This window comes from Anabaena sp. FACHB-83, assembly GCF_014697485.1.
Taxonomy (GTDB): domain Bacteria; phylum Cyanobacteriota; class Cyanobacteriia; order Cyanobacteriales; family Nostocaceae; genus Nostoc_B.
This window is the reverse complement of record NZ_JACJRY010000024.1, coordinates 53,664-79,306: the sequence shown is the minus strand read 5'-3', so window position 1 is coordinate 79,306 and position 25,643 is coordinate 53,664. Positions and strand designations below refer to the sequence as shown.

The window sequence follows — 25,643 nt, the reverse complement described above, 5'->3', positions numbered from 1 at the left end:
CTTACGCACCAAAATTATTTATGGAGATTGGGTGTAAGGGTTTTGAACACTACACCCTTACAGATAAGTCGAAAGTAAAATAATTTTTGACTTTTAACTTTTGACTTCTCCTATCTCTACCTAAGCCTGATTAAAAATCATCATCATAATTTCGCATCGTTTTCGGGTCAGGCGCAAAGGCTAACCACAAAGGAAATTGCAGTATACCTAAACTGATTTGTTCTTCGGAATCATCAATGATAATTAAAGGTAATTGATTGGCTTTTACCAAACGGTCGGCTTTTTGGGCTAAAGCGTCTGCTGCTTCAAATAAGACAACGCCCCTGTCAGGGCCAAAATCTGGGCGACCGATACCCAAACAGTCTTGCAAACCCCGCCGCCATTCACCCAAGCGTTCTGGTGTGTTGGCTAAAACCAAAGTACGGACGCGATCGCCATACAATTTATGTAATATCGAAATAATCGCCGAAGCAATCAAAGTATTCTGCAAACGGCTACCCATCGTCCGCAAAGCACCCCGTCCCCCTTGACCAAAAAACCAATTTGAGACTCGTTCTGCATGAACTGGTTCAAAGGTGCGGCGTAATTGCCAAGCCGGGCCATAATAATCCGGTTTGTTGCGATATTGGTCAATCAAGCGGCGGACTTGCTTACTCGTTTCTTGAAACTGCTGTTGAGCAAATTGGGGTGTAATTGCTTCTGGTTCGGCGGGTTTAGCTTCTTTAACAGTTGGCTTTTCCCGTTCTCTAACTTCTGGTACCAGTTGTAACTGCTCGGCGGCGACGGCTAAGTCTTGTAAGCTACCAGTCAGATAATCTTTAAAACCTTGCACACGAATAGCCAAATCTTGCGATGCACCAGCAAATGTGGTTCGCATTTCGTTGCGGATGCGTTCTTGGCGGCGTTCTAACTGTTCTACAGAAATTTGCAGGGCTTGTTTACGTTGTTCTAATTGTGCTAATGATTCCTGCACAATGCGCCCTAGTGAAGTTTGCGTTTCACTTAATTGTGTTTGCAGCGTGTTGTAAGTTACTTGCAAACTCGCAATTTCGGCTTTGAGTGCAGCTTCAGTTTCTTGCAACTGAGCTAACCTTTGCTCTGCATCTGCGTATACTGATTCTGTTTTTAAACCTAATACAGTTGTCTCAGTTGCTAAGGGAAATTCTGGGGCTGGTTCATCTGTCAAACTAGCCAATTCTATACTTGTGTTGCTGGGTTCTGCGTCAACTGCTGAAGCGGTTGCTTCTGGTTCCAGAACTGACTCTACAGATGAATTGTCTGGGTTGTCTGTTGTCGGGTTTTCTGGTTGTATTTGCTCTAACCACTCATCTATTGGTTCTGGAGTTGGAGATGACTCAGGGTTCATAAACAATAATCTAATTCCTAGACGCGGATAAATTTTTTGGTTATTTGTCAATAGTCATTGGTCATTGGTTATTTGTGTATGATTCAAAACTGTTAACCATTGACTATTGACTCAGACTTAAATACGGGGACAGCGTTCTTCCAAACAGGTTTTTAAGGTGTTGGGGTCGAACAAAATTGGTAAAAAGTGAATACTGTTAATTTCTTTAAAATAAAACAGAACCGGAAACCCATTCCAGAATATCCGCCAGTTTTGCCATTCTCGGTAGGGAAAACGCCGAATTAACTTTTCACCTCTGTAAATATCTAAGTCGGTGGCAGTAAATTGCAAGCGTAACGTTACAGTTTGAAACAAAAGAAACAACCCAAAAACTGCGATCGCTCCTCCCACCAAAGGTTGCACAATTACAATGGGAATCGCTGCCAGCACCAATACAACAGGGATATTGTAACTAGGTTTGAGTTCCACTGTGGCTGTAGAATTAGGCGCAAATGAACTGGTCACTGTTTCAAATCCTGTTTCGGTAGTAGACATCTTTTTTATTTTAAGTAAGTCAGTACAAATAAAGCTAACTATAGGAATCTGCTGGGATTTCCTTTCTTTACTTGTTGAGCTTTTCCGCAACGAAAGTTAGTATTTATTTAAATAAGCTTAAGCATATTAGCTTACTTTATCATTGAGGTAATATGGGGACAGTACGGCTAAATCCTGAAAGTGCGATCGCATAAGTAAGTCGGTGGAAATAAAACGAACCATATTAAGAAAAGTAAATAGGATAAAACCTTGTACCAATGACCAGTGACTAATGATAGCTCTCACCAACGATCAATTGCACCGCTCTACTTAAGTAATTCCATTAAACTAGCCCAGTTAGCAGTATCGACCGCTTGATTGCTTGTTTTTTGCCTGTTTTTTCTACATCATAAACCGCAAAAGCTTTGATTTTGATTCTTCAACTTAGAAATAATACTGAGATGTTAACTTTATCAAATATTTAAAGTTTACGTAAAAACACTATATTAAATTTGCAAACAGTGATAGGATTTATTTAAGTGAATCTTATTTGTCTTATAAGTACATTAGTGACGGCCATTCTGTTAATGACCGCAGTTTTTAGTGTCTAGTTTTGTTGTTAGATTTGAGAAAAAAGCATCAATTTAACCAAAAAGGTGAGTTAATCCTATGAAGACAATAAAATTATATTTTTAAATTTCCAATATTCGAGAGCCAAGAAAGCAAATTTATAAGATTTTGAAATTAAACATGGCAAACAATTAGAATACTTAACTCCAAAATCGTCAGTAAATAACTAGAATCCACGCAATGTTTATTGACAAGAGTAATAACAACTGAATAATGAGAATGAATATAAATACTAGTTTATAACCTTTTTCTAGCATTGGTAATTAAATTATAAAGTTAATCAATGGAAGTTACCTTTCATCACACATCAAACAAGTAAAATTTAAGAGGATTAATAACTTATAAGTCTAAAAAAATTGATATTACATTTGTGTATATTACTAAGCATAGTGAAAGGTACAAACTGTGGGAGTAGTGTATATAGGCGATCGCTCTACCGGCAAGACACACTTAGCAATGGAGTTAGCTAACCCAAAAAATGAATGTGTAAAAGTAGCTAGTCCAGATTATGAAAGTCTAAAAATTTTGTTAATGGATGAGACTGCACAGGGAACTAAAGCCACAGATGCTAAAGAGGCGATTTATGACCGCTTCTTAGATATTCAAGTACGACTCCCCACTGGTAATAAACAAGTGCTTGTAGATTGGATAGATACACCGGGGGAAGTATGGCGAAAAAATTGGCAACAGGATAATCCAACCGAGTGGCAAAGATTTTTGCAAACTATCCGCGAAAGTGAAGGAATTTTACTCATACTTCCACCCCATCGGGGGTTAAATTTTCAGCCAGGTGTAGATGTGGATCAATTTATGAGTCAACAACAGTGGTGTAATAGGTTTGATCGTTGGGTAGATTTTTTCCGTCAAGACTGTCCTAAAGCAAGACATATTGTTATTTGTTTAAACAAAGCCGATATGTTTTGTAATCTAGCCGAGGAATCGGCAAAACTTGGTTACAGCCCTAATGGCAATCAAATGAATTGGCAACAACGTCATCTATATATTCTGCAACGTTACTTCCGACCTATTCAATCACAATTAGAACAAATTAATACAAGTATTTCTGGTTTATCAGTTCGTTGTTTTATTACATCTATTCATAATCGGTCTTTATTAGAACTGCCTTGGATATATCTAGGTAGTTTCTTAGCCAAATAGTGAGGATAAGATAAATATGGGAAATATTCGCGTTATTGGGCCACGTAGTTCTGGTAAAACAACTTATCTAGCAGCTTTAGCTTATCAACCAACTAGAAGCAGTTTGAAAACTAAAAACTTTCAAGTCCAACCTCTCAATGATGATACGAGAAAGTTAGCAGAGAAAGCTGAAAATATTATTGTAGAAGGGAGTTCTTTAGAACCCACTAATACTCAAGTTAGAACGATAGATGATTTAGCTGTTTACTCATTTAATATAGAACTAAAAAACCGATTTTCTCAAGAAAAGTTTACATTAGCAGTGAGAGATTATCCAGGAGAAATTTTTGATGAATTAGAGTATGGTTCATCAAATCAATTGCATCAAGAATTTATTGATGAATGCTTAACTAAAGATGTCAGTGGTTGTTTGATTTTATTAACGGAATGGAAATATGGAACTGATAAATCTTACAGCCGAGTTTTAAAACGGTTTCTTGAACAAATGGATAAACATGACAGAGCAAATGATTTGCGTTTGGCAGTGGTCATGAGTAAGTGCGAAAGAGGGGAACTTTGGCCTGGTCGTTTAGACCCAGAAATTGATTTATTTGATATTCATCTACCAGACACAAAAAAACTTTTAACAGACTCAGTTGATCGGAAAAATTTAAACTTTTATGCCATTTCAACTTTTGGTGTTTTAGGACGTAATAATCCCCGTCCGAATCGAGTTGAGGAGTGGGGAACTAACGGTAAAAATTCAGTTTTACGAGAGCCAAATCGTTGGCAACCCTACGGTTTGATTTCCCCACTCTATTGGCTAAGTACAGGTAAGAGGATGAGATATGATGCGTGATTTATTGAAGAAATATAGTAATCCTGAACCCTTACAGAGTAGTGCGGTAATCCGGGTAATAGGCGATCGCAGCGCGGGAAAAACAGCATATATGGCTTCCCTAGCACGGTGGCCTAATGCTGATCCTAAAAGTCCAGTACAGACTGTCACCCCTATAGGTGAAGCAGGCGCGGAGTTATTTAGTAAAGCACAAAACATATTAGAACAAGGGTTAAAACTAGAACCAACAGATTTAAATGCTAATGCAGCAGATGTCAAGGACTATACTTTGACAATTGCTCTTAAGGCACAGTTTTCTTGGCGGAATCCTAAAGCCACAATTGGTTCAAAATTAGCCAATCTCAATATCAGTTGCAAAGATTATGCAGGAGAGTTTTTTACTGATCTATTGCAACAATCAGGCAATCCAAAACTACAAGGTTACATGGAAGATTGCTTGCAAGCAACAGGCATTATGCTTTTAATCGATGGTACAAGTCGCAAAGATTCAGATTATGTCAATGCTTTAGATAAATTTTTAATAGCTTTAGATCGCACAGATATTAATGTGGGATTTAGAAGAATTGCCTTGGTATTGACTAAATGTGAGCAATCAGAATTATGGGTAAATCGCCATAAACCAGATTTTTTAGCTAAAGCTCGGTTTCCTCAAGTATGTGCCAAGTTGCAATCTTGGCAAAAAATGGGAGCAGGTGCAGTAGATTACTTTACCGCTTCCGCCTTTGGGATGTTGGGGCAGAATTGTCCTGAACCCAATGTTAACTTAGAGCGTCGCGGTCGTGATGGCGTGACAGCAGTGATCAAAGATCCTAAACGCTGGCGACCTTTTGGTTTAGTAGCTCCAATTTATTGGTTATGTACAGGCGATCGCCACAAAGAATTAGATAAGGGCTAAACGTATGAATATTGAAATTCACGAATTTAGTACAGGTATTAGACCACAACAAACGACTGATGGCAGTTGGGTGTCGTTAGGCTTTACCGGAAAATACATGAATGTGACAATTGATCCCATTCCTGAAGTAGTTGAACGCTCTATTGCTAATCGGGAATTTGCCGTTGCTGAAGGTGCTTCTAGCGATCAACCTGCAATTATTGGTCGAGTGCTAGGAACAGGAGAAAATACTTGGTCAGTAGTAGCTGTTGTGACGCGGGGACGTGATGAAAAGGGACGTAGTGCCTCTATGTACCGTTATTTTATCACTCAGGGATCTGAATCTGAGGGATTTAAAAACCTACGACTAATATTGGCTTGGTGGGAGAGTCAGAAAATACCTCCTAGATTTAACCCATTTGATACCAGAGAACTCAGAAGACCTAATATATGTGATGTTAATGTTGCTTCTACTAATTTTCGTTCTCCACCACTAGAAGCTATAGAAATTCCTGTAGATACTCCTCAAGCAATATTACTGCCACCACAACAGCAATACGATTTACAAACTATCAACTCTTTAGCATCTAAAAAATACAATGCAAATAAAAATGGTCAGGCTCTTTCTTGGGCATTTAATGTAGAGGCATTAGAAAAGCCAGAACGTTTTCTAGTAATTCAATCTGCCTCTGACAGAGCTTATCAAATCTTGCAAAAAGCCATTAGTAATACACCCAATGTACTAGCACCAGCTAATGTTACAGATGAAGAAGCACTCAAGTCAGCAATTCGCGGCTTGATGAATAGTTCCCAGGTAAAACCGGAAAATGTGAAGGTAATTACAGATGCTTTAGCCAATAAACAAATCACTTCAGAATATTGGCATAGCTTATTTGATGGACAAGGATCTAAAACAGCAATTTCTCAAAAAATTTATAGTCCACAAATGGTGCGACTCATCACTCTGCGAGCGATGGTAATTCCAGAAACCATATTAGAGTTTCTGGATTGGTTAAATATCAAGGCGGGTCAAAAACCTGATGAAAATCAAACTATTTCTTTAGAATTTCAAAAAGCGATACGCAATAATTTTACCAAAAATAATCTAGCTGACACCATAAAATTTCTTTTAACGAAATTATTAGAAGAACCAGCACCAATTACACCAGAAGCTATCCATTGGTTGTTAGTAGGAAGTGGAAGTGCTTGGGTGTATTGTCGCCAGAAAATTATTCAAGATATCTCGGATGATTTACAACTAATTTTCAATAGTTTTAAGGATAAAACTATTGCTTCATCTGATTCATACAGATGTGATCCTCAAACTTGGAAAAGTTTAAATCAACATCTAGAATTAATCTATTCAAATTCTTCTTCTATTCATCTTGAAGAATATGATTCTTTTGCTAAGTTGTTTGAGTCTTTGAAAGAATATTCACTGTCTGCTTACTTTTATCAAGTGAGTCAAGGTATAGTTCCTAGAAAAGTTTTTGATGAACTTCCTAATAACAATACTAATTGTTTTGAATTTGGATTGCGTTTAGATAGAGAAGTTACTTTCATTGATCAGATTATATATTTTGTCTTCTATTGGAGGTATTCTGTGCAAATTCAAATTGTTATTGTTTTGTCAATGTCTATAGCAATTTTATCTTTTGTAAGTGGCTTAATTGTAGAAAAAACATACAATATTCTTTCCAGAGATGATGACCAAAATTCTATAGCTAAAAACAGTGATAAAAATACAAAAAATGTAACTAATCCAATACAAACTAAACCTCCATATTCTTCAAATCCTGGTAATTATTCTGATATTCAATTAAATGCAAGTCAGAAATTCAACACAACCAAAAAAGCAATTGAAATTATAATTAAAAATACCAATCAGAAGACAGGAAAATCTAAACTAGATATTATAAAAAAACTTAAATTCATTCTAAATGCAGAGAATGTTAATTATGCTGACACAAGACCATCTGGGGGAACAGAGACAAATCAGTTTATAGAAGCAATATATCAGTACCAAAAGACAATTTTTCCTGAAGAACCAAAGAAATGGGACGGAATCATAGGACCTAATGGAGAAACAGCTAAAAACTTAGAAGAAGATGTCAAAAATGAACTAATCAACCAAGGATCAAATTTACCTACTCAAGCACTTCCCTCAAGCCCACCTGATGGGCGTTAATTTTAATCAACAAGTAAACCATGAGAATCTACCTTTACATCTTAGCCGGATTAATATCAGCCTTAATCGGCTGGAATATTGGACAATTCTTCCTCACCGACATAGGATTATTTAAAGAATTCCCAGAACTTACTCTATTTCCTTGTATTGCCATCTCTCTCGCTTGCGGAATGGTGATGAATGAAATATTTATTAGCAACCCCACAAGACCTAAACTCTGCTTTCGTATTGCTAAAACTCCGTTGCTAATAGCCTTGGGCTTAGGAACCTTATTAGGGTTAATTTCTGGTGGTATATCCCAAATTCTGTTTTTGCCACAAATTCGCTTTCCTACACCAATTATTAGAGTGATTGGTTGGCTATTAATTGGGGTTTCAGTTGGTCTTGCAGAAGGCTTAACTTGGCGCTGGCATAGCATGGAAGCAGGTGATCCTAAACGCTTTTGGCAGAGATTAAAAATCAGTGTTCTTGGTGCTATTACAGCTAGTTTATTTGCTGCGACCATTTTTGAGTTTGTTCGCACAACATTAGGAGGAATGCCCACAGAATTTAAAGGTATTGAAGACCCTTTAGGTTTTGCTCTTTTAGGTTTGTTGCTAGGTTTAACATTTAGCATTACCAACTCACCTAGCTATTTAGGTGCTTTGAGGGCTGGCACTGGTTTTGAGTACACAGGAATGAACTATGAAGATATTGACCCAAACCTAGAAAATATTAACAAAAATTATCCTTATATTGACAAATCCATCCTCAAATTTGTTAGTGATAATAATGCTTATGAAATTGAAGAAGGTCTGTCAATCCAGCTACCTGGAAACGGCACGGTAAGAATTGGTTCGGCTGACAAGAAATCCCATATTTACATTCCCGACTTACCTCTGCATGTTGCTGATTTAGTCTTACAAAAGCGTGATGCAGTACTAAATCCAAATCCTGTAGTTTTTAACTGTATTGAAGTGAATGGTCAACGTTTATCTTCTCGCGCCAGTATTCGTTTAAAACATAATTACGTTTTAACATTTTACCCAGATAAAAAAAATGTCAAAAAAGAAAATAAATTCTATCGCTTTGTCTACTACAATCGCTTCCTTGACCCACAAGCTTAGTTTATCTCTGTTGCTGTTAGCTTCTTTAGCTTCTCCTAGTTTTGGGCAGGTAAAAGTTACCGAAATTGTGGGTAATCCTAAAGTCAAGGATGACCAAGTAACTGTCCGCATTAAAGTTAAAACTCAAGAGGATAGACCTGTGATGGGTCTACAAGATACTGATTTTAAATTAATTGTAGATAGTAAAGAAGTTCTATTTAAAACCCAAGACTGGAAAAGCCCTACAGAAAGTGTACCTCCTGATGCTTGGATTATAGTCCTACTGGATATGAGTGGCAGTATGGATAAACCTGATAGTAAAGGAGACAAAAAAATTGTTGGTTCAATTAATGCTATTCGTCAATTCACGAAAATATCAAGTGAACGCGGAGGTAATACACAGATAGCGATTGTTCCTTTTGGTAAGCCTGGTGTTAAATGTCAAGGCTTTCCTGTAAATCAAGAAACCCTTGATAAATTTTTACTGGCTAGTGATTTTAAACTACGAAATCATCTTGATTATCTGAGCAATTTAACACCTTGCGCCTCTACAGATTTATACGAGCCTATCACAAAAGCAGTGAGATTTTTATCAAATACTCAAGATACTCGTTTTTATTTACCTCCAGATTCCCTCCAACCACAACCTAGACTTTCGATTATTTTGCTATCTGATGGTTATCACAATGCAGCAAATGAAGAACAGGATTTTCAAACTCTCAGAACTCTGCTGAAAAAGAATAGTAATATTACTGTGCATACCCTGGGTTATGGCTTAACACCAGAAGAGTTAGGGAAAAAATATCAACTTGGGAAGTCAGCAACTCGTGCAGATATTGGTAAGGGTGCAAAAAAAGTTCCTGAAGAAGAGTTCGTAGATCAAAAGCGGTTAGCAGAAATTGCCAAGCTAACTGGAGGAATTGCTGAATTTTCTGGGGATGCAGAAGCTATTGCTCAAAATTTGCAACTTTTCTTGAATGCTTTATTAGGGGAGTACGAAATTACTTATACCGAACCTAACGCAGATCGAGGTTCTCAACATAGTGTGCAGGTTGCAGTTAGTTCTCAAGGAGGTAAACCAGTTAAGTCGGCACCAAAAAGTTACAGAATTGGTGTTTTTGGGCGATCGCTTCCCCTATCAACAAGACTAATAATGCTGGGATCTATTTTGGGGATGATTGGAATTGGTGGTGCTTTGCCATTTTACTACTGGGGACAATACTTAAAGCAAGAAGCGTTGAGGGATTAATTTATGCAGTATCTAATTAAAAGTTTTTTCCTGACTACTTTAATTTGTGCTGTGACAACGGCTTGTAACCAAAACACCACCACAACCCAGAAAATTACAAATCAATGTCCGAATCAACCCACAATAGTTCTCCAATCTCACAATGTTAAACCAATTGATTTCAGCACCCAACAGATTACACAATCAGGTATGGTCAGCACTAACAAATCACTAGGATTTACCTTTGAAGCTAAGTCAGGTCAAAAGCTTTCCTATACAACTAATCAAAATCTTTGTATTTGGATTTATAGCCCAGACAATCAAATACTTACTAACCGTGATTTACCCCTGACCGGAAAATACACGATTCAAGTTTCTACACTCCAAGGTTCTACTACTTTTGATCTAGCACTGAGTTTAGAAACTGTAACAGCAGTATCTCAACCAATTTCCTCTTCAACACCATCTCTTCCAGTCTCCAATAACGTTGATATAAATTCAACAGCAGCAAATACTTCTTACCCGACCACAACCAACAACATTGGGACAAATTCAACAGCAGTATTTAAACCAATTTTCTCTCCAACTCCCACTACTTCATCTGCTAATAATGTTGATAGACCATCTACCGAGAAAGTTATAGAAGATTACTATACCAAAGTTAATAGTCATCAATATCAAGAAGCATGGAATTTTTTATCCACCACCCTTCAAGAAGATAGAGAACTACATCCCGACGGATATAACTCATTTATTGAATGGTGGGAGCAAGTAAAATATGTCAGCGTAAATCGCTACTCTTTAGAAGATGCTAATAATAATGGGGGTGTTGTTAATGTCTGGACTCGCTATTACATGAAGAATGGTAGAAATGTTTCTATTCCTTTAAAGTTTTATATGTCATGGAATGATGCAAACCAAAAATGGGAGATAAATAAAATTACAACAATAAAAAATTAATTTAACTTTAGTGTTTAATCTACAGATATAAACTATGATTTATTATCATAATTGCTTATTAAAAATTAACTTAATATTCATACAAATCTTTGGGATATTGGCTTTAATAGTTGGTGCTTGTAGTGTGAATTCACAAACATCAACACAAGTTGTATCTAGTCAAAAAAAATCATTTAGTGATTGTCCAGATAAACCTGTTACTTCCCTGAATAGCAACGATGTAAAACCAATTCAAATTGGTTCTCAAACTATCACACAAACTGGTCAAGTTAAAGCAGATAAATACTTGGGATATACATTTTCAGCTAAATCAGGTCAAAAGTTAACTTATCAAACCAATGATGACATTTGCATCTGGATTTATGCACCAGATAATCAAATTATTACTAATAAAAATTTAAATCAAACAGGTACATATATTATTCAACTTTCTGCACCTCAAGGAGTGAGAAATTTTGAATTAAAACTTAGTTTAGATATTTCTCAGCCATCGGTTGCTCCATCATCAGCATCTGTACAAACTAATATATCAACAACAGCAATACCAAACCCTGAAAGTTTTATCAGAGACCATTATATATTACTAAATAACCGTGAGTACAGTAAAACATGGAACCATCTTTCTTCTAATTTTAAAAATCAATCTCGTAATTATTCTGAGTATCAACAATGGTGGAATAGTGTGAGGGAAATAAAGATTGGTGATATTAGAAAAATTCAACAAAGTAGTGATACAGCTATAGTAGATGCTGAATTATGGTATGTAAAGAATGATGGTAAGAGCTACCAAGATTCTAAAAATCGCATTTATTTGCTATGGAATAATGTTTCCAACAATTGGTTACTTGATCGTAAATCATCTCCTTAAACATAAAAATTATAAATATGTAATTTAACTCAATCAAACATTTATCAAAATTATGAAAAATCTAATTCTGTATTTAAGTCTGTTCACAATTTATGGATGTAATGCCTTACGTGGTTCATCTTCTTTAGTGTCTCCTGCTTCAAACTCAAACTGTCCAGAAAAACCTACAGTTGCTTTGAGAGAGAAAGATGTTGAACAAATCTCATTAAATGAGCAAGTATTAACTAAATCTGGTCAAGCTAGTGTTACTAAAGCTATTGGTTATAAATTTTTAGCCAACTCTGGAGACAAGCTAAATTATCAAACTAATGAAACTCTCTGTATTTGGGTTTATAGCCCAGATAATGAACTTATTTCTGGAGCAACCTTGCCAAAAACTGGACAATACATTATCCAAGTATCTGCTTCTCAAGGTGCAAAAACATTTAATTTAAACATGAGTTTAGGTGAGTTGCAAACGGCTATAAATTCCACAACTCAACTACCATCAAATACAATTCCTACTCCAACTATTACAGCAACTAGTACAGCTACATCAGGAAATGATTTGACTCAAGAACAAGCACTGGAAATAGTAAAAAGGTGGTATGAAGCTAAACCTCGAATATTTGCATCTCCTTTTGATACAGGATTAGTTTCCCAGTTAACTACAGGAACTATTTATGAGAAAACTGTTGGAACAGATGGCTCAATTCCTTGGTTACGGAGGAATGATGCTTACTATAAATACAGTAAATCTGAAGTACGAAATGTAATAGACTTTGCTAATTCTGGTAGACAACCATATATCAAAGTCAGGATTTTTGAAGAACTTTATCTTTATGGACGAAATGGTATTGACAGAGATACTTCAGGACCTTACGAAGGTGATTTTATCTATTGGTTTGAAAAAGACAATGGGGTTTGGAAAATTTATGATTACAAGAAAGTTAGCTAATGAATAAAATCAAAATCATCCGTAAATCAAAGCCTTCACTAAAAGTACATCGAGTAGCTTTCCTACTGGCTATACCAATATCAATATTAGTGATTGTTTTAAGATTGATTAACAATCAAACAACCCAAGAAAGTGACTTTGAAAATAAAGCCACAGTTCAAAGCAATATTTGTAGCAAGACAATTGAATTAAAGTTAACAGACAATTCTTCTATATCTCTAACACCTAGTATCATCCAAAATGAACGAATTTGTTATCGTTTTTATGGAGAATTTGGTCACAAACTATATTTACAGTCTAATGCCAATGTTACTTTAATTAATCCCAGTAATTCTGCTAAGAAATTACAATTAACGAATGATAAAGCAGAGGAAATAATTTTAAAAGAAGCAGGAAATTACTCAATTAGTGTTTTAGACAAAGATATTAAATCTGAGCCAATTATCATAAGTTTACAATCAAGTGTTTCATCAATTCCGCCATCTCCTTCAGTTAATCAAACACCAATGAAGTTAATTGCAGCCTATGATTATAATCAAAATAACACTCCTATATATTCGCCATTAACTTATAAACCATCTGTCAGACCTAATTTCTACTCAAGTAATAAATTAGAAGAAATAGTTAAGGATATTGTGGTATCTGTTCACTCTAAAGGTTTGCCCACTAATCGGCTATCTATAAGTTTAATAGATTTAAAAACATCAGAATGCTGTGCCTATGCAGGATATTCAGACCAAGAACCAAGATTTCCTGCAAGCGTTGTAAAATTATTCTGGATGGCATATCTATATGGTCAGTATGAATCAGGATTTATTGCACCAGGAACAATACCTTATAAGCAATTGCAGAAAATGATTCAAGACTCAGATAATGAATCAGCAAGTTTGATTGTAGATACAGTAACTAGAACCAAATCAGGTGATAACTTAACTGGATATGAATTACAAGAATGGATTCAAAATCGCTTAGTAATGAATTTGTTTTTCCAACAAGCTGGCTACAACAATATTAATATTAGTCAAAAGGTTTTTCCAACTAAACAATTTCAAGAACCTGTAGGTAGGGACTTACAAATTCGTATTTCTCCATCTCATCCTATCAGAGATTATGTGACTACTTTTGATGTGGCTCGCTTGTTGTTGGAAATTGAACATAAGGTATCAATTTCTAAAAAATATAGTATAGAAATGAAAAAACTCTTAAAAAGAGATTTACGTCCTGAAGCTTGGAAAAATAAAGATTTTAATGCCATTGAAGGATTTTTAGGCGAGGGCTTACCTCAAGATGCTGATTTTGCCTCAAAAATGGGATGGAATTTTAATACTCGTAACGATGCAGCTATTATTGGTAGTCCAGATGGTAAATATAAGTATATATTAGTCATTTTTGGAGATGACCCAAGCTTTTATAAAGATAGAAAACTGCTTCCAAAATTATCACGTATGGTTTACGAAAAAATGGTTAATTGAATTGTATGTTTAATGGTTCATTAAATTGTATGTTTATAGTCCATTGGAAAAATGCAAAACATATTTAGAAAACTACAACGAAACAAACCCTTGCTGTTTGGACTGTATGGTGCCATTGGTTGTTTGATAGCTGCATTGTTATTAGGAGAACCATTACTAGCACTGACTAAATTAGCACCTTCTACACCACAAGCTGCCAAAGCAGTCGTTTTATTAATTGATGCTTCCGGTAGTATGAGTGATGGTAAATTGACGGAAGTCAAGTCTGCGGCCACCAACTTTGTAGAACGACGCAACCTCAAGATAGATCAGGTAGGGGTGGTTAGTTTTGGGTTAGAAATTACAACTGCATCGCCTTTAACAGGTGATACCAATGCCTTAAAAAATGCGATCGCAACTCTATCAGAAAATGGTGGTACTCCGATGGCGGAGGGGATAGACCAAGCAGTAGCAGAGTTGCAATCTACAGACCTGCGGCGTAATATTTTGTTATTTACCGATGGCGTACCAAATTCTGCCAGCCTTGCTAGTTTATCAGCCCAATCTGCTAGAAATCAAAGAATTAACTTGATTGCTGTTGCTACTGGTGATGCAGATATCAATTACCTAGCGCAACTGACAGGCGATCGAGACTTAGTGTTCTATGCCAATTCTGGTCAATTCGACCAAGCTTTCCGCAATGCCGAAGCAGCAATTTACAAACAGTTAGTAGAATCTAGCCCCACAGGAGATTACGGTGTAGTATATTCCTCCTTGCGAATTGGTGGCTGGACTGCTTTTTTGGCAATGGGCATATCATTAGCCCTAATTATGGGACAAAACTCCTATATGCACCTTCCCCTGCTCACATTCCGCAAAGGTGCTGTTAGCACTGTTGGTAGCCTCGCCGCAGGTATGGTTGCTGGAGCCGCAGGTCAATTACTCTTTGTTCCCCTGACTAATGTTCCCATACCTGCAATTGTTGCAGGTATTATGCAAGGGTCAGTTGCTAGTGCCTGTTTAACAGTAATCTTGTCATTGATTATACCTAAGCTTAAACTAACCAGAGCTATAGTAGGTGGTGGTCTTAGTGGTGCTTTAAGTGCTGGAGCTTGGCTCATAACTGCCGGAATGTTCGGTGATTTATTTGGCCGTATAGCAGGAGCAATTGTTTTCAGTATTTGTATTCAAGTATTAGCTGGTTCTTATTTTGGGTTAGTTGCAGGTCTGGGAGTATTAGTTTTTGGTCAACTGTTATTTTTGCCTATCTCTGCCATCTCCATCTTAGAACTTATGGGACGAATTATCGGCTGGGCAATTTTAGGCATATTAGTGGGAGGTGGAACACGCTTTTTTGTGCCTAACCTGCAACTAAATAAAGCTTTGTTTGGTGGTACTGTTGGCGGTGTTATCGGGGCTATAGGATTTCTAGTTACGGCTGGTGTTTTTGGCGATATTCTTGGTCGGCTATCAGGTGCAGCCATTCTGGGCTTTTGTATTGGCTGGATGATTGCCTTTGCAGAACAAGAACAGTTGCGCCAAGAACCTTATTTATTAGTTCATTGGACACCAACAGAACAGACACAATATTTATTAGGAATCAAACCCTTTTTAATAGGTAGTTCCCGCGAGGCTAACATCCCTTTAAATGCCTCGGAAGGTTTCACCCCGATTACTGCCAAAATTTATAAGGAGGGAGAAAAGATTATGATGAACTTTAACCAAGAGTATGCAGCACAGAAAAATATGAAAAAAACTACCCAAGAACTGAAAGTTGGTGATAAGCGTGTTTTAGGGAAGATTACCATTGAAGTCAAATCTAAAACCAATCAGAAACAAAGCTAAAAAAGCTGATTTCTATCTCTTAAAATCAGCTATCTTGTGAACAGGGTCAGATAATTTGATGCGCTAGGTTAATGAGACACTGATAAACAACATTAATCATGGTGAAATATTCGTTTTTTTTAAAGGTCAAAGAAACTAATGATGAATATATTTATGCTCTAGATTTAAATGACCGACAAGAAAATTTTCCTGAAGAAATTTTTACCCTGGAAATCCGGGAAAATTTACGAACCACACTACAAAATCAAAGTCTATGCGCTATCAAAGATCATCATCTTAACCAAATTATCCGAACTTGGATGCAAGACATAAAAGAAGGATATAGAGATAGTAATTTGACATTGAACTTACCTTTATTAATTGAATCAAATCTTGAGCAACTAAATGAACAAGGTAATCAAGAAATTCCCGTCATAGTTAGTCCAAATTTATCAGAGATAGAGCCACAGATAGGAATGTTTCCACCTTTAGATTTTGTCTAAAAGTAAAGTGAAATAATTTAAAACTTGTTTTTTTCTTGGCTTTCATACTTTAACTACCTTCATTAAGGATAATCACAATGGTTAATGAACTAAATGTCAGCATTAATCCTCACCGGGAATTTATGCCTGCGGATACAGATGCTCAAAAACTATTTCTGATGTTGAAGCTAAAACCGACAAAAGAAGTAGCTGCAACTCGTCCTCCGACTACGTTTGCTTTTGTTATTGATACCAGTGGTTCAATGTATGAACCAGTAGCTGGTAGTAAAAATAAGATAGATGTTGTGATCGATTCCTTGTTAGCTTTGGTACGTTCTGGCAGACTAGGAGCAAATGATCGCATTGCCATTATCCAGTTTGATGACTCAGCTTCCCAGATTATCGGCTTAACCAGTGCGACTCAAGTCAGCCAATTAGAAAATGCGATCGCCAAACTCCGTAACTTTTCTGGTGGTACTTGTATGAGCTTGGGTTTGGACAGTGCTTTAAACGCTCTGGGAAACCAAAATATGACAGTGAAACGTACCCTGCTGTTCACAGATGGAGAAACCTTTGACGAAGATCAATGTCGAGCGATCGCCTCAGATTTTGCCGCCAAAAACATCCCCATCACCGCTTTAGGAGTCGGGGACACCTTCAACGAAGACTTACTGACATATCTCAGTGATTATACTGGAGGTGGGCTGTTATATATAGTTTCTGGACAGGCGACGGGTACTCAAGTTTCCATTCTTGACTTACCTAACAAAATCATTGAAGAATACAGTCAAGCACAACAAGAAGTCATTACCAACCTAGCCTTAAGAGTAAAAACTGTTCAAGGTGTAGAACTCACCCGTATCGTCCGCGCCTATCCTACACAAGCAGAATTTCCCTTTACTCAAGCTCCTTATCCCATTGGTAATGCCGCAGCCAATGATGAAACTATCTTCATCCTCGAATTTAACATGGCGGCTCGCCCTGCATCTCGTGTTCGTCTAGCTCAACTCGGTTTAACCTACGATGTCCCAGGACAAAAAATTCGAGGTGAATTTCCCCCGCAAAATTTAGTTGTCCAATTTATTGCTGGACAGGGAGGTGCAGCACAAGTTAATCAAGAAGTAATGGATTATTTGCAACAGTGTAATATTGCTAACCTCGTCGGTCAAGCAACAAAAATTGCTGAACGTGATCCCCAAAAAGCCGAAGAACTGCTAGAAACAGCACGCCGAATGACAGTCAGACTGGGTAATGAGGAAATGGCAGCTTCCTTAAATGGCGCACAAGACGAATTGCGTAAAACCCGCAAAATTTCTGCCGGAACCCGTAAAACCGTGAAGATGGGAGCCAAGGGAAAAACCGTCAAAATGGGTGGCGATGTTAACGAGCAATTTTCAGAAGAAGAAATGCGTAAACTCACAGGAACCTGAAAAACGCAAATTTCCTGAAATTTTATTGTTATTACAAACCTAGGAGCTATACCAATGATTATTTGTTCAGCCTGTGGTTATGAAAACCAAGATAGTTCAGAATACTGTGATGCTTGTGGTTCAGAATTACAAGCAGTAGCAGCAACTGTAATTCCCTCTCCACAAGCACCCACACTTATCGAAGAACAAATTCCAGCACCACCAATACCCCAACCCAATTATCCTACAACCTCCACTCCCCCATCTTTTCCGACCACAGCCACAACCGCTAGACTGATTTCTAAACAACCAGTCGCTCCCACAGCCGAATTCTTTCTAGATAGTAATGCGATCGTCGGCATATTTGATCCAGATATGGGGCCTGTTGATATTGACTTAGAATCATTCTCCGGTGGTGACACTGTTTCACGCAACCACGCTGAAATCTACCAAGAAGCAGGAGTTTGGAAAGTTAAGGATCTTGGCTCTACCAATGGTGTTTTTATCAAACCTGCCGGTCAATCTCGTTTCGGAGCCAGAATTACTGTACCGGAGACATTAAATTCAGGAGATGAAGTTGCTTTTGCTAAAGTGCGTTTCCTTTTCCAAAGTCCCTAACTTTCATAGGACTTAGGCAAACATGATTGATTGGAGTAGGTTTAAGTATCCCACGAAGCCTACTCCACGTCAATCTACAAGCAAAAATGTATGGATTTTGTTAGCTAGTTTTTAATTACCAAGCAATATGAACTCAATTCCTAATGATGCTATCAATAGTTTAGTAATAGAAAAAAATGTTAATTTAATTATAGAAAATTTTCAACTAGAAATTCTAGATTATTTAGGGCAATTTACCCCAGATGTCTACTACTTCCAAGTAAACATTGTACTACCAGATACTCAGACACCATCTAGCAAATTAGGCCTATTGCGAATAGGCTCAGTTGACGGTGGACTAAGTAGAGAAATAAAGCTCAGAGAAACACTTGCCGATTATAAATTAGTGGCTCCTCTCCTTGCTCAAACTAAAATTAATTCTGTAATTATTAACCTGCGTTCATCTGAACTTGAAAATTCAAGCAATATCGAAAAACAAGAGCAGCCAGAGACAGAGATAGAAACTGATGAATATGAAAATAGGTTAGAAGTAACTATTACAGAAGAAAATATCCCTGCATCTACAGCAGAATTAACAGCTACATCCCATGACCTAGATAGTGAATCAGACTACCTAGAAGAAGAATATTATGAAGAGCAACAAATTACGCCTAACTCATCTTCAGAAAAATTACTTTTACTCAGCTATCTTCCTGATGAAACAAAAACTTTACAAAGTTGGCTAACCACAGAATATTCATTAGAAGAATCCATATTTTTAGCCAGTCAAGTCTGCCAATTTCTGCGCTATGTGCATCAGCATAACTGGTGTCTTGTCAGCATTTTGCCCCAATTCATCCAAATGACAACTCCCATCCAGTTCTTTGATCTCACCAGTGCATATCTTGTTGGTGAAATCCTTCCTTCTGGTTTATCGGGAGATTATTGCGCTCCTGAACTGGCTTATCACAAAAATCCAATTAATGAATTGATGAGTAGTTATACAGTTGCAGCCTTGCTATATCATACTATTCACAAACAACCTATAAAATTAGAACAAGCAATAGACATCAAAATTAACCCCATTCCCCGCATTTTTCAAATTCTCAAGATTAGTCTATCTCCCATCCCTGAAGAAAGATTTCCACTCTCCCAACTATTAGCTAATTTAGTTGAAGCTCGCCAGGCAATTAGCACACCAAAAATTCATTGGCAAGTTGCTAGTGCTTCAACAGTAGGATTGTCAACCAAACGACTACAAAATGAAGACAATTATGGAGTAAGACAACAGCAATTAAGTAATGCAGAAACAATGATATTAGGAGTAGTTGCTGATGGGATGGGTGGAATGTCTCAGGGCGATTTAGCTAGTAAATTAGCTGTGAAAACTGTTTTAGAAGAACCTATATCTGCGAATCTGAAAACTCTAGAGCAACGAAATGAATGGTTAATTTCATTATTTCAAAAAGCCAACGAATCTGTAGCCAATAAAGTCAAAGATGGAGGAACTACACTCAGTGTTATTTTAGCTATTGCCAAACAATTAATGATAGCCCATGTAGGAGATAGTCGAATTTATATCTTACGACAAGGAGAAATTCGCCAAATCAGTGAAGATCACTCTCTGGTTGCTTTGTTAGTAGCTAGTGGACAAATCACAGAAGCAGAAAGTTTAGAACATCCAGATCGAAATATACTCACTAAATCTATTGGCTCCAAACTGAGGCTAAGTGATGGCTACGTACAGAATTTAAAAAATACAACCGAAGAATTATCAATCAACCTAAAAAATGGAGATATCTTACTACTTTGTTCTGATGGAGTTTGGGATTTAGTTCCTACCAATGAATTAGCAGAAATCTTTCATACTAATAAGAATTTACAGTCTGGTGTTGACCACACTATTGATAAGGTAATTGAGCGTGGCGCATCTGATAACGCCACGCTTTTAGCGTTGCACTGTCGCATGGAAAAGGAAAAAAATGACTAATCGATTTAGAACAATATGGCGTAGTTAGTCGTAAATCATCACTTCATAATTATTCATTCACGTTTTCGTAGCAATATTTTTTACAAATAAAAAATATTGCAGAAAATGAAATTAATTTAGGAGATTTCTCAAGTGGTTTATAAAAAAACAGAAATTCGGTTTTTAGAGTTAATTACGAAGACTGGTAAGAAAGTAATTGGGCAACTAGGCTGGTTATTTTTATTTTCTTCATTGTTTTATGTATGTGATACTTATCATTTAAAACCAAAATGTGAAATTAACAACCGTTCGCCACAAGAATATAGACAAGAATTTTGGGAATGTTCTTTATCTCCTGTAATGGGTGACTTTGGAGAAAATTTATTGCAAGTAGTAATACTAATATGGTTTGTTGATATTGGACTAAAACGAGAAACTCTAGATTAGATAGATAGAATTTTTGTACATACGCAAGCTAATAAGCATATTAAAGGATTTTATTTAAGACGAAAAGAATATAAACATTTAGTTGAGCATAGTTTTAGATCGGCTACCAATCAAAAAATTAAACTGTTATGCCTGTCTGGTGAAGAAGGACTTTTTCAAGACGATAACTTAATAGATTTTCGCAATAAAATTATTGCAGGATGCAACATAGAAGTTTTAATTCTACATCCAGATTCATCTTTAATGAACTGTTTAGAAGGTGTGGGTTTTGACCGAGAACTACAACAAAATAAATATAAAATGATAAAACGCCAATTAACCAAGCTTCAAGATAATTTAAATAAAACCACAAATGTTAGAGGAACAATGGAAGTCAGAGTTCATAAGGATTTATTTTCTGCTATTGGCTATTATTCGGATTCTAAAGACTTGAGGCTTGTGTGGATGTACTTCTCCAACTCTCATGATGGCAGTGAATTTCCAGCATTTAGTATCAATAGTGAAGAGTTAATTAGTGATGCTGATAATCACTTTGATCATTTATGGAAGAAGGCGGAAAAAGAAGCAGAAATTTTGTATATATCACCACAAATCAATCTTAATTATGTTAAGCATAACAACTCTAATTAAATTATTTGAGTCCATAACCTTATAAGATTAATTGAAGTATTAACTACAATGACTATTCTATGTCCAAGTTGTTTTGAGGAAAATGCTGACAATGCAGTTAGCTGTTTTGCATGTGCTACTATTCTTAGTAGTACAGTTACAAATCCATCTGCCCTGCAAGCAGGTACTTTATTAGGACAGGGAAAATATAAAATAGAGAAAGTCTTAGATCAAGGTGGATTTGGGATTACATATAAAGGAATTTATCTGCAAAATTCTGTACATGTTGCTATTAAAGAACTTTGGCCTGAAGCTGGTGCTAGACAAGGGAGTAAAGTATTTTGGCCTAATTCAATTGCTCCCGTTGACAAACAAAAACAAATTACAGAATTTCAGAACGAAGCTAGTAATGTTCAGAAATGTTCTCATCCTCATATTGTCAAAGTTTATGATTGGTTTCAAGAGAATGATACTGCTTACATGGTAATGGATTTACTCTCTGGTAAACCATTAGACAAGATATTAAAAGAAGAAGGTATTTTAGAAGAAAATCGAGCCAAGCATTATTTGTTGCAAATCGCTGATGCTTTAAAAGTTATTCATGCTAATAACTTACTTCATAGAGACATAAAACCAGGAAATATTATAATTGTACCTCCAGATAACGCAGTATTAATTGATTTTGGTGCTGCTAGAGAATTCATTATTGCTGGAAAAACTGCACGTATGACTGGAATATTAACAGCAGGATATGCTCCTTATGAACAGCGACTATCAAAAGCTCAACGATTTCCTGCAACTGATTTTTATGCTTTATGTGCATCAATGTATGAATTATTAACTGGAAAATTACCAGCAGAAGCAGGAGAAAGAGCAGATGCTTTAATAAATAAGAGACCAGATCCTTTTGTTTCGCCTCGACAATTAAACCCTAACCTAAGTCCCTTAATTGAAAAAGTCATCATGACAGGAATGCAGTTTAAGGTTGAAGACCGTTTTCAAACTGCTGACGAATTAATAAATGCTTTAAATGGGAAGTTTATCTCTCCCATTCAGAGGAAAGCTCATGAGTTAGTCAAACAAGGGAAATTAGTTGATGCTGTTCAATCTTATGAAAAATTACTCAACAATGAACCAAATAATGGACAAGCTGCGCTTGAATTGGCATTAATACAAATGTATATTGATGATAAAAAAGCTGAGTTAGCTGCTCAGAAAGCGATTCAATTACAACAACAAGACGGCAGAGGATATGGAGTATTAGGGCTGGTTAGTTGCCGCCGGACAAATTGGGTAGAAGCTGTAAAATATTTGCAACAAGCTGCTAATTTATCTCCGCAGGAATCATGGATACAAGCTAATTTAGCTTGGGCTTTAGGTAAGTCGGGTAATTGGCAACAGGCGAAAATAGCTGTAAATCAGGCATTATCAATAGATGCTAATTGCACTTTTGCTTTAGGTTTACAAGCATGGATATATGTTAAACAGCAGCAATGGAAACCCGCAGTTCGTGCTGCTACCCAAGCAGTATTTAAGTTAAAGCAAGCGCCATTGACTAACTCCAAGGAATCACAAAAATGGATTTACCCATACCTAATTTTTGCCTTAGAAAAAGCAGTAATTACTCAACAAGCTAACGATGTAGAAAGACGCATTCAAGAATTTCTTGCTCAAGTCCCTGATAGTTCTGTAGCCTGGGGCTTAAGCGGTTGGAAAAAAGCAAAGTATGGTTTATGGAATGATGCTCTTTCTAGTTTTGAACAAGCAAGCCGTAAAACACAAGTTCCTAGCTGGGTGCTAATAAACTATGGTATCACTCAAGAAAATCTACAAAATCTTCAAGGTGCTATCCAAATTTATCAAATTTACGATCAAAAGTTACCTCCTCATGCTTTTGTTTGCTTTCGTTTAGGTACTTTATACGGAAAATTAGGGCAATGGACGCAAGCACGCATACATCTAGAAAAAGCAATTCATTTAAACCCAAACTATGCCCAAGCATATCATAATTTAGGTTGGGTTTTACTAAATATTAAAAATCAAGATGGTCAAGTGGAGAATTTGCGGGAAATGTTGTCGGTTTATCGCAAAGCTAGTGAACTATACACACATCAACAAAAATCCTCTTTCGCCACAAGTATTCAACAGTCTTTCCAATTAGTTGGGATGAATCTTTAGTTGTTTAACAAATGCTTCTGAATCAGCTATCACAAAGATTTATGATTTCACCACAACCTAAAAAGTCTTGAATTCAATATTTTTTAATCTTTTATAAGTAGTTGAACATTTAACTAGCAATAACACTATTAACCTTGTGCGTAATCTTTCTCCTCAATTTAGTAACTAAATCAATACAATTAAGTTAGTTTGTCTAATATGTTTTGTATTGAACTTTGGAGCAAAAAGAAGTGTTCACGGAGGATTCAAACCAATTCAAACACTCCGTAACTTTTTTATCTTATGTCAGCTGATAAAATCACTGACTCAAGCTTAAAATTCATATTTCATAAAATTTGTGCCAAAAGTCCAATGACTACTGACGCTTAAAACCCTTTGACAAACGCACTACCCGCACCTTGAAACATTAACCACGACAAAAAGAAATTGCTAATAAATATCAGCAGCAAAGCCGTGACTACAGCAGTTGTTGTTGATTGTCCTACGCCTTTAGCGCCGCCTGTGGTTGTCAAACCCCAACTGCAACCAACAACCGCTATTAATAAGCCGAAACATACAGCTTTTACTAAAGCACTACCAATATCCCAAGTGTCTATTAGGTTGCGGGCAGAGTCTAAAAATACTGTATCAGCCAGTCCGTATATATGAGTGGCAATGATCAAGCCGCCGAACATCCCGGTGACTAACGACAAAAGTGTTAAAACTGGCAACATTAAACAGCAAGCAATCATGCGCGGAATCACTAAATAATCGATGGGGTCTGTTTTTAATACCAACAGCGCATCAATTTGTTCTGTCACTCGCATTGTACCGATTTCTGCGGCAAAGGCAGAACCAACCCGCCCCGCTAAAATCACGGCTGTGAGTACTGGTGAAAGTTCTCTGGTTAAAGCCACCGCCAATACACCACCCACAAGATTACCCGCACCAAAGTTAATAAACTCTCGCGCTACCTGAATGGTAAACACAGCACCCACAAAAATTGCAGTTAACAAAGCAATAAATAAAGAGTCTGGCCCTACGGCTGCCATTTGCTCTAAAGTGTTACGCCAATGAATCTTGCCGCGCAGCAGGTGAACTATTACTTGTCCACCCAGAAAAATCGCTGCCAGCAATCGCTGACCCCACGCTGCTAAACTGGAATTAGATGTAATCTGGCTCAATGTTCTGTAGCTAACTCGGTAATTGCCTTAAGAATAGCGAAAGTTTATAGCCAATAGTCAATAGTAATTTCTTAATACTCCCCACACTTCCCACACCCCCCCTGACAGGTGTAGGTTTTTTACGTTATGTTCCAAAAACCTTGATTTAGGGTGTAGGGGTGTGAGGGGGATAGAACTCTGATTCAATCGTGATTTTTAGAGTCGCTACTCATCACTTTGTTAAAAACCTACTGTGAGCCACACCCCCCCCCCCCCCCCACCCCCCAAACTCCCCACTCCCTCTGTGAACGTTAACTTACTTTAAAGTTACTCTCATAAAATAAAGCTTTACCTATATATGTTTACAATGTGTGGTATTTAGTAGAGATAAGCTCAAACCCTGAATTAGCAAAGATTTTATCGCTGCTCAAGTTAATTTTTACGTGAAGCAGCTTGTGTTGTTACTGTCTGTTTTTTTAATGAAAACTTAAGATTTTTGACAGATTGGCCTCCAAGGGGCGATCGCACGTATTGTAGAAGATGAAAGATAGTTATTGGGCTGTTGTGCGTTGTCTTCCTGGAGGTTGTCTTTCATGGCTTTTTTGTTGAACTTTCTGCGTTCCTTATTAGTGACGGTTATTTTTAGCTTTGTTGCACCAATATTTTTCGTAGGCGGTATCTTGTTACTTTTAGCTGTGATTGGTTATTTGCCAGGATTACAAACAATCACAGAAGCTAGTGCCGCCAGCATATTACATTTTCTGGCGATTTTTGGTAATGGTACACCCCTACGCGGGCTAGTAATCATCGGTTTAACCTGGAGTTTTGTCGGCGCATTATTTGATTCTTATGCGTATTATCGTTGTCAAATTCTTCGCATAGATTCTTAA

22 protein-coding genes are annotated in these 25,643 nt (G+C 36.8%); 19 read left to right on the top strand and 3 right to left on the bottom strand.

The window, feature by feature from the left end; all coding sequences use genetic code 11:
• Nucleotides 1–130: 130 nt before the first annotated feature.
• Nucleotides 131–1,366 (bottom strand): DUF3086 domain-containing protein, encoded by a 1,236-nt coding sequence (locus H6G79_RS24060; RefSeq protein ID WP_190592429.1) that lies wholly within the window; start codon nucleotides 1,364–1,366, stop codon nucleotides 131–133.
• Nucleotides 1,367–1,483: 117 nt separating this feature from the next.
• The gene (locus tag H6G79_RS24055; RefSeq protein ID WP_190592361.1) at nucleotides 1,484–1,900 is read right to left on the bottom strand and encodes a DUF3119 family protein; all 417 of its coding nucleotides are present in this window, start codon (nucleotides 1,898–1,900) and stop codon (nucleotides 1,484–1,486) included.
• Between the two features lie 1,014 nt (nucleotides 1,901–2,914).
• On the opposite strand from H6G79_RS24055, the gene H6G79_RS24050 reads away from it, so the two are divergent.
• The 18 genes from H6G79_RS24050 (at nucleotide 2,915) to H6G79_RS23965 (ending at nucleotide 23,611) form a co-directional block, all read left to right on the top strand.
• Nucleotides 2,915–3,667, top strand: coding sequence for a hypothetical protein (locus tag H6G79_RS24050; RefSeq protein WP_190592362.1), 753 nt, complete (start codon nucleotides 2,915–2,917; stop codon nucleotides 3,665–3,667).
• Between the two features lie 16 nt (nucleotides 3,668–3,683).
• On the top strand, nucleotides 3,684–4,505 hold the full coding sequence (locus H6G79_RS24045; RefSeq protein ID WP_190592363.1) for a TRAFAC clade GTPase domain-containing protein: 822 nt from the start codon (nucleotides 3,684–3,686) through the stop codon (nucleotides 4,503–4,505).
• Complete coding sequence (locus tag H6G79_RS24040; RefSeq protein ID WP_190592364.1) at nucleotides 4,495–5,400, top strand: hypothetical protein; 906 nt, start codon at nucleotides 4,495–4,497, stop codon at nucleotides 5,398–5,400. Before H6G79_RS24045 ends, H6G79_RS24040 begins: the two co-directional genes overlap by 11 nt.
• Before the next feature lie 4 nt (nucleotides 5,401–5,404).
• Entirely contained in the window at nucleotides 5,405–7,567 is a 2,163-nt protein-coding gene (locus tag H6G79_RS24035; RefSeq protein ID WP_190592365.1) for a hypothetical protein, read from the top strand.
• Nucleotides 7,568–7,587: 20 nt separating this feature from the next.
• Nucleotides 7,588–8,673, top strand: coding sequence for a hypothetical protein (locus H6G79_RS24030; protein ID WP_190592366.1), 1,086 nt, complete (start codon nucleotides 7,588–7,590; stop codon nucleotides 8,671–8,673).
• A complete protein-coding gene (locus tag H6G79_RS24025) occupies nucleotides 8,636–9,901 on the top strand; it encodes a VWA domain-containing protein (protein ID WP_242048528.1) in 1,266 nt (421 codons plus the stop codon). Before H6G79_RS24030 ends, H6G79_RS24025 begins: the two co-directional genes overlap by 38 nt.
• A 3-nt stretch (nucleotides 9,902–9,904) precedes the next feature.
• Nucleotides 9,905–10,840 (top strand): hypothetical protein, encoded by a 936-nt coding sequence (locus tag H6G79_RS24020; protein WP_190592368.1) that lies wholly within the window; start codon nucleotides 9,905–9,907, stop codon nucleotides 10,838–10,840.
• 34 nt (nucleotides 10,841–10,874) lie between these two features.
• Nucleotides 10,875–11,708: a hypothetical protein gene (locus H6G79_RS24015; protein ID WP_190592369.1), complete on the top strand. Its 834-nt coding sequence runs from the start codon at nucleotides 10,875–10,877 to the stop codon at nucleotides 11,706–11,708.
• A 52-nt stretch (nucleotides 11,709–11,760) separates the two neighbouring features.
• Complete coding sequence (locus tag H6G79_RS24010) at nucleotides 11,761–12,645, top strand: ARC6/PARC6 family protein (protein WP_190592370.1); 885 nt, start codon at nucleotides 11,761–11,763, stop codon at nucleotides 12,643–12,645.
• Nucleotides 12,645–14,117 carry a serine hydrolase gene (locus H6G79_RS24005; RefSeq protein ID WP_190592371.1) on the top strand — a complete coding sequence of 491 codons (1,473 nt, stop codon included), beginning with the start codon at nucleotides 12,645–12,647 and terminating at the stop codon, nucleotides 14,115–14,117. Before H6G79_RS24010 ends, H6G79_RS24005 begins: the two co-directional genes overlap by 1 nt.
• Nucleotides 14,118–14,168: 51 nt before the next feature.
• Entirely contained in the window at nucleotides 14,169–15,941 is a 1,773-nt protein-coding gene (locus tag H6G79_RS24000) for a VWA domain-containing protein (RefSeq protein WP_190592372.1), read from the top strand.
• 98 nt (nucleotides 15,942–16,039) lie between these two features.
• Nucleotides 16,040–16,423, top strand: a complete 384-nt coding sequence (locus tag H6G79_RS23995) for a hypothetical protein (protein ID WP_190592373.1) — start codon at nucleotides 16,040–16,042, stop codon at nucleotides 16,421–16,423.
• A gap of 77 nt (nucleotides 16,424–16,500) precedes the next feature.
• Nucleotides 16,501–17,832 (top strand): VWA domain-containing protein, encoded by a 1,332-nt coding sequence (locus H6G79_RS23990; protein WP_190592374.1) that lies wholly within the window; start codon nucleotides 16,501–16,503, stop codon nucleotides 17,830–17,832.
• Nucleotides 17,833–17,886: 54 nt separating this feature from the next.
• Nucleotides 17,887–18,429, top strand: coding sequence for an FHA domain-containing protein (locus H6G79_RS23985; RefSeq protein WP_190592375.1), 543 nt, complete (start codon nucleotides 17,887–17,889; stop codon nucleotides 18,427–18,429).
• 127 nt (nucleotides 18,430–18,556) lie between these two features.
• On the top strand, nucleotides 18,557–20,398 hold the full coding sequence (locus H6G79_RS23980; protein ID WP_190592376.1) for a PP2C family serine/threonine-protein phosphatase: 1,842 nt from the start codon (nucleotides 18,557–18,559) through the stop codon (nucleotides 20,396–20,398).
• A 132-nt stretch (nucleotides 20,399–20,530) separates the two neighbouring features.
• Nucleotides 20,531–20,824: a hypothetical protein gene (locus H6G79_RS23975; RefSeq protein WP_190592377.1), complete on the top strand. Its 294-nt coding sequence runs from the start codon at nucleotides 20,531–20,533 to the stop codon at nucleotides 20,822–20,824.
• Nucleotides 20,825–21,067: 243 nt separating this feature from the next.
• Complete coding sequence (locus tag H6G79_RS23970; protein ID WP_190592378.1) at nucleotides 21,068–21,454, top strand: hypothetical protein; 387 nt, start codon at nucleotides 21,068–21,070, stop codon at nucleotides 21,452–21,454.
• 48 nt (nucleotides 21,455–21,502) lie between these two features.
• The gene (locus tag H6G79_RS23965; RefSeq protein WP_190592379.1) at nucleotides 21,503–23,611 is read left to right on the top strand and encodes a serine/threonine-protein kinase; all 2,109 of its coding nucleotides are present in this window, start codon (nucleotides 21,503–21,505) and stop codon (nucleotides 23,609–23,611) included.
• A 365-nt stretch (nucleotides 23,612–23,976) separates the two neighbouring features.
• On the opposite strand, the gene H6G79_RS23960 is transcribed toward H6G79_RS23965, so the two are convergent.
• Complete coding sequence (locus H6G79_RS23960; RefSeq protein ID WP_190592380.1) at nucleotides 23,977–24,774, bottom strand: MlaE family lipid ABC transporter permease subunit; 798 nt, start codon at nucleotides 24,772–24,774, stop codon at nucleotides 23,977–23,979.
• Between the two features lie 572 nt (nucleotides 24,775–25,346).
• Between H6G79_RS23960 and H6G79_RS23955 the strand changes: the two genes are divergently transcribed.
• Complete coding sequence (locus H6G79_RS23955) at nucleotides 25,347–25,643, top strand: hypothetical protein (RefSeq protein ID WP_190592381.1); 297 nt, start codon at nucleotides 25,347–25,349, stop codon at nucleotides 25,641–25,643.

Bases quoted from the DNA above. Each gene is read 5' to 3' on its own strand.
- H6G79_RS24060 (WP_190592429.1), bottom strand. From the start codon at position 1,366: ATGAACCCTGAGTCATCTCCAACTCCAGAACCAATAGATGAGTGGTTA.
- H6G79_RS24055 (WP_190592361.1), bottom strand. From the start codon at position 1,900: ATGTCTACTACCGAAACAGGATTTGAAACAGTGACCAGTTCATTTGCG.
- H6G79_RS24045 (WP_190592363.1), top strand. From the start codon at position 3,684: ATGGGAAATATTCGCGTTATTGGGCCACGTAGTTCTGGTAAAACAACT.
- H6G79_RS24040 (WP_190592364.1), top strand. From the start codon at position 4,495: ATGATGCGTGATTTATTGAAGAAATATAGTAATCCTGAACCCTTACAG.
- H6G79_RS24035 (WP_190592365.1), top strand. From the start codon at position 5,405: ATGAATATTGAAATTCACGAATTTAGTACAGGTATTAGACCACAACAA.
- H6G79_RS24030 (WP_190592366.1), top strand. From the start codon at position 7,588: ATGAGAATCTACCTTTACATCTTAGCCGGATTAATATCAGCCTTAATC.
- H6G79_RS24020 (WP_190592368.1), top strand. From the start codon at position 9,905: ATGCAGTATCTAATTAAAAGTTTTTTCCTGACTACTTTAATTTGTGCT.
- H6G79_RS24015 (WP_190592369.1), top strand. From the start codon at position 10,875: ATGATTTATTATCATAATTGCTTATTAAAAATTAACTTAATATTCATA.
- H6G79_RS24010 (WP_190592370.1), top strand. From the start codon at position 11,761: ATGAAAAATCTAATTCTGTATTTAAGTCTGTTCACAATTTATGGATGT.
- H6G79_RS24005 (WP_190592371.1), top strand. From the start codon at position 12,645: ATGAATAAAATCAAAATCATCCGTAAATCAAAGCCTTCACTAAAAGTA.
- H6G79_RS24000 (WP_190592372.1), top strand. From the start codon at position 14,169: ATGCAAAACATATTTAGAAAACTACAACGAAACAAACCCTTGCTGTTT.
- H6G79_RS23995 (WP_190592373.1), top strand. From the start codon at position 16,040: ATGGTGAAATATTCGTTTTTTTTAAAGGTCAAAGAAACTAATGATGAA.
- H6G79_RS23990 (WP_190592374.1), top strand. From the start codon at position 16,501: ATGGTTAATGAACTAAATGTCAGCATTAATCCTCACCGGGAATTTATG.
- H6G79_RS23985 (WP_190592375.1), top strand. From the start codon at position 17,887: ATGATTATTTGTTCAGCCTGTGGTTATGAAAACCAAGATAGTTCAGAA.
- H6G79_RS23980 (WP_190592376.1), top strand. From the start codon at position 18,557: ATGAACTCAATTCCTAATGATGCTATCAATAGTTTAGTAATAGAAAAA.
- H6G79_RS23970 (WP_190592378.1), top strand. From the start codon at position 21,068: ATGAACTGTTTAGAAGGTGTGGGTTTTGACCGAGAACTACAACAAAAT.
- H6G79_RS23965 (WP_190592379.1), top strand. From the start codon at position 21,503: ATGACTATTCTATGTCCAAGTTGTTTTGAGGAAAATGCTGACAATGCA.
- H6G79_RS23955 (WP_190592381.1), top strand. From the start codon at position 25,347: ATGGCTTTTTTGTTGAACTTTCTGCGTTCCTTATTAGTGACGGTTATT.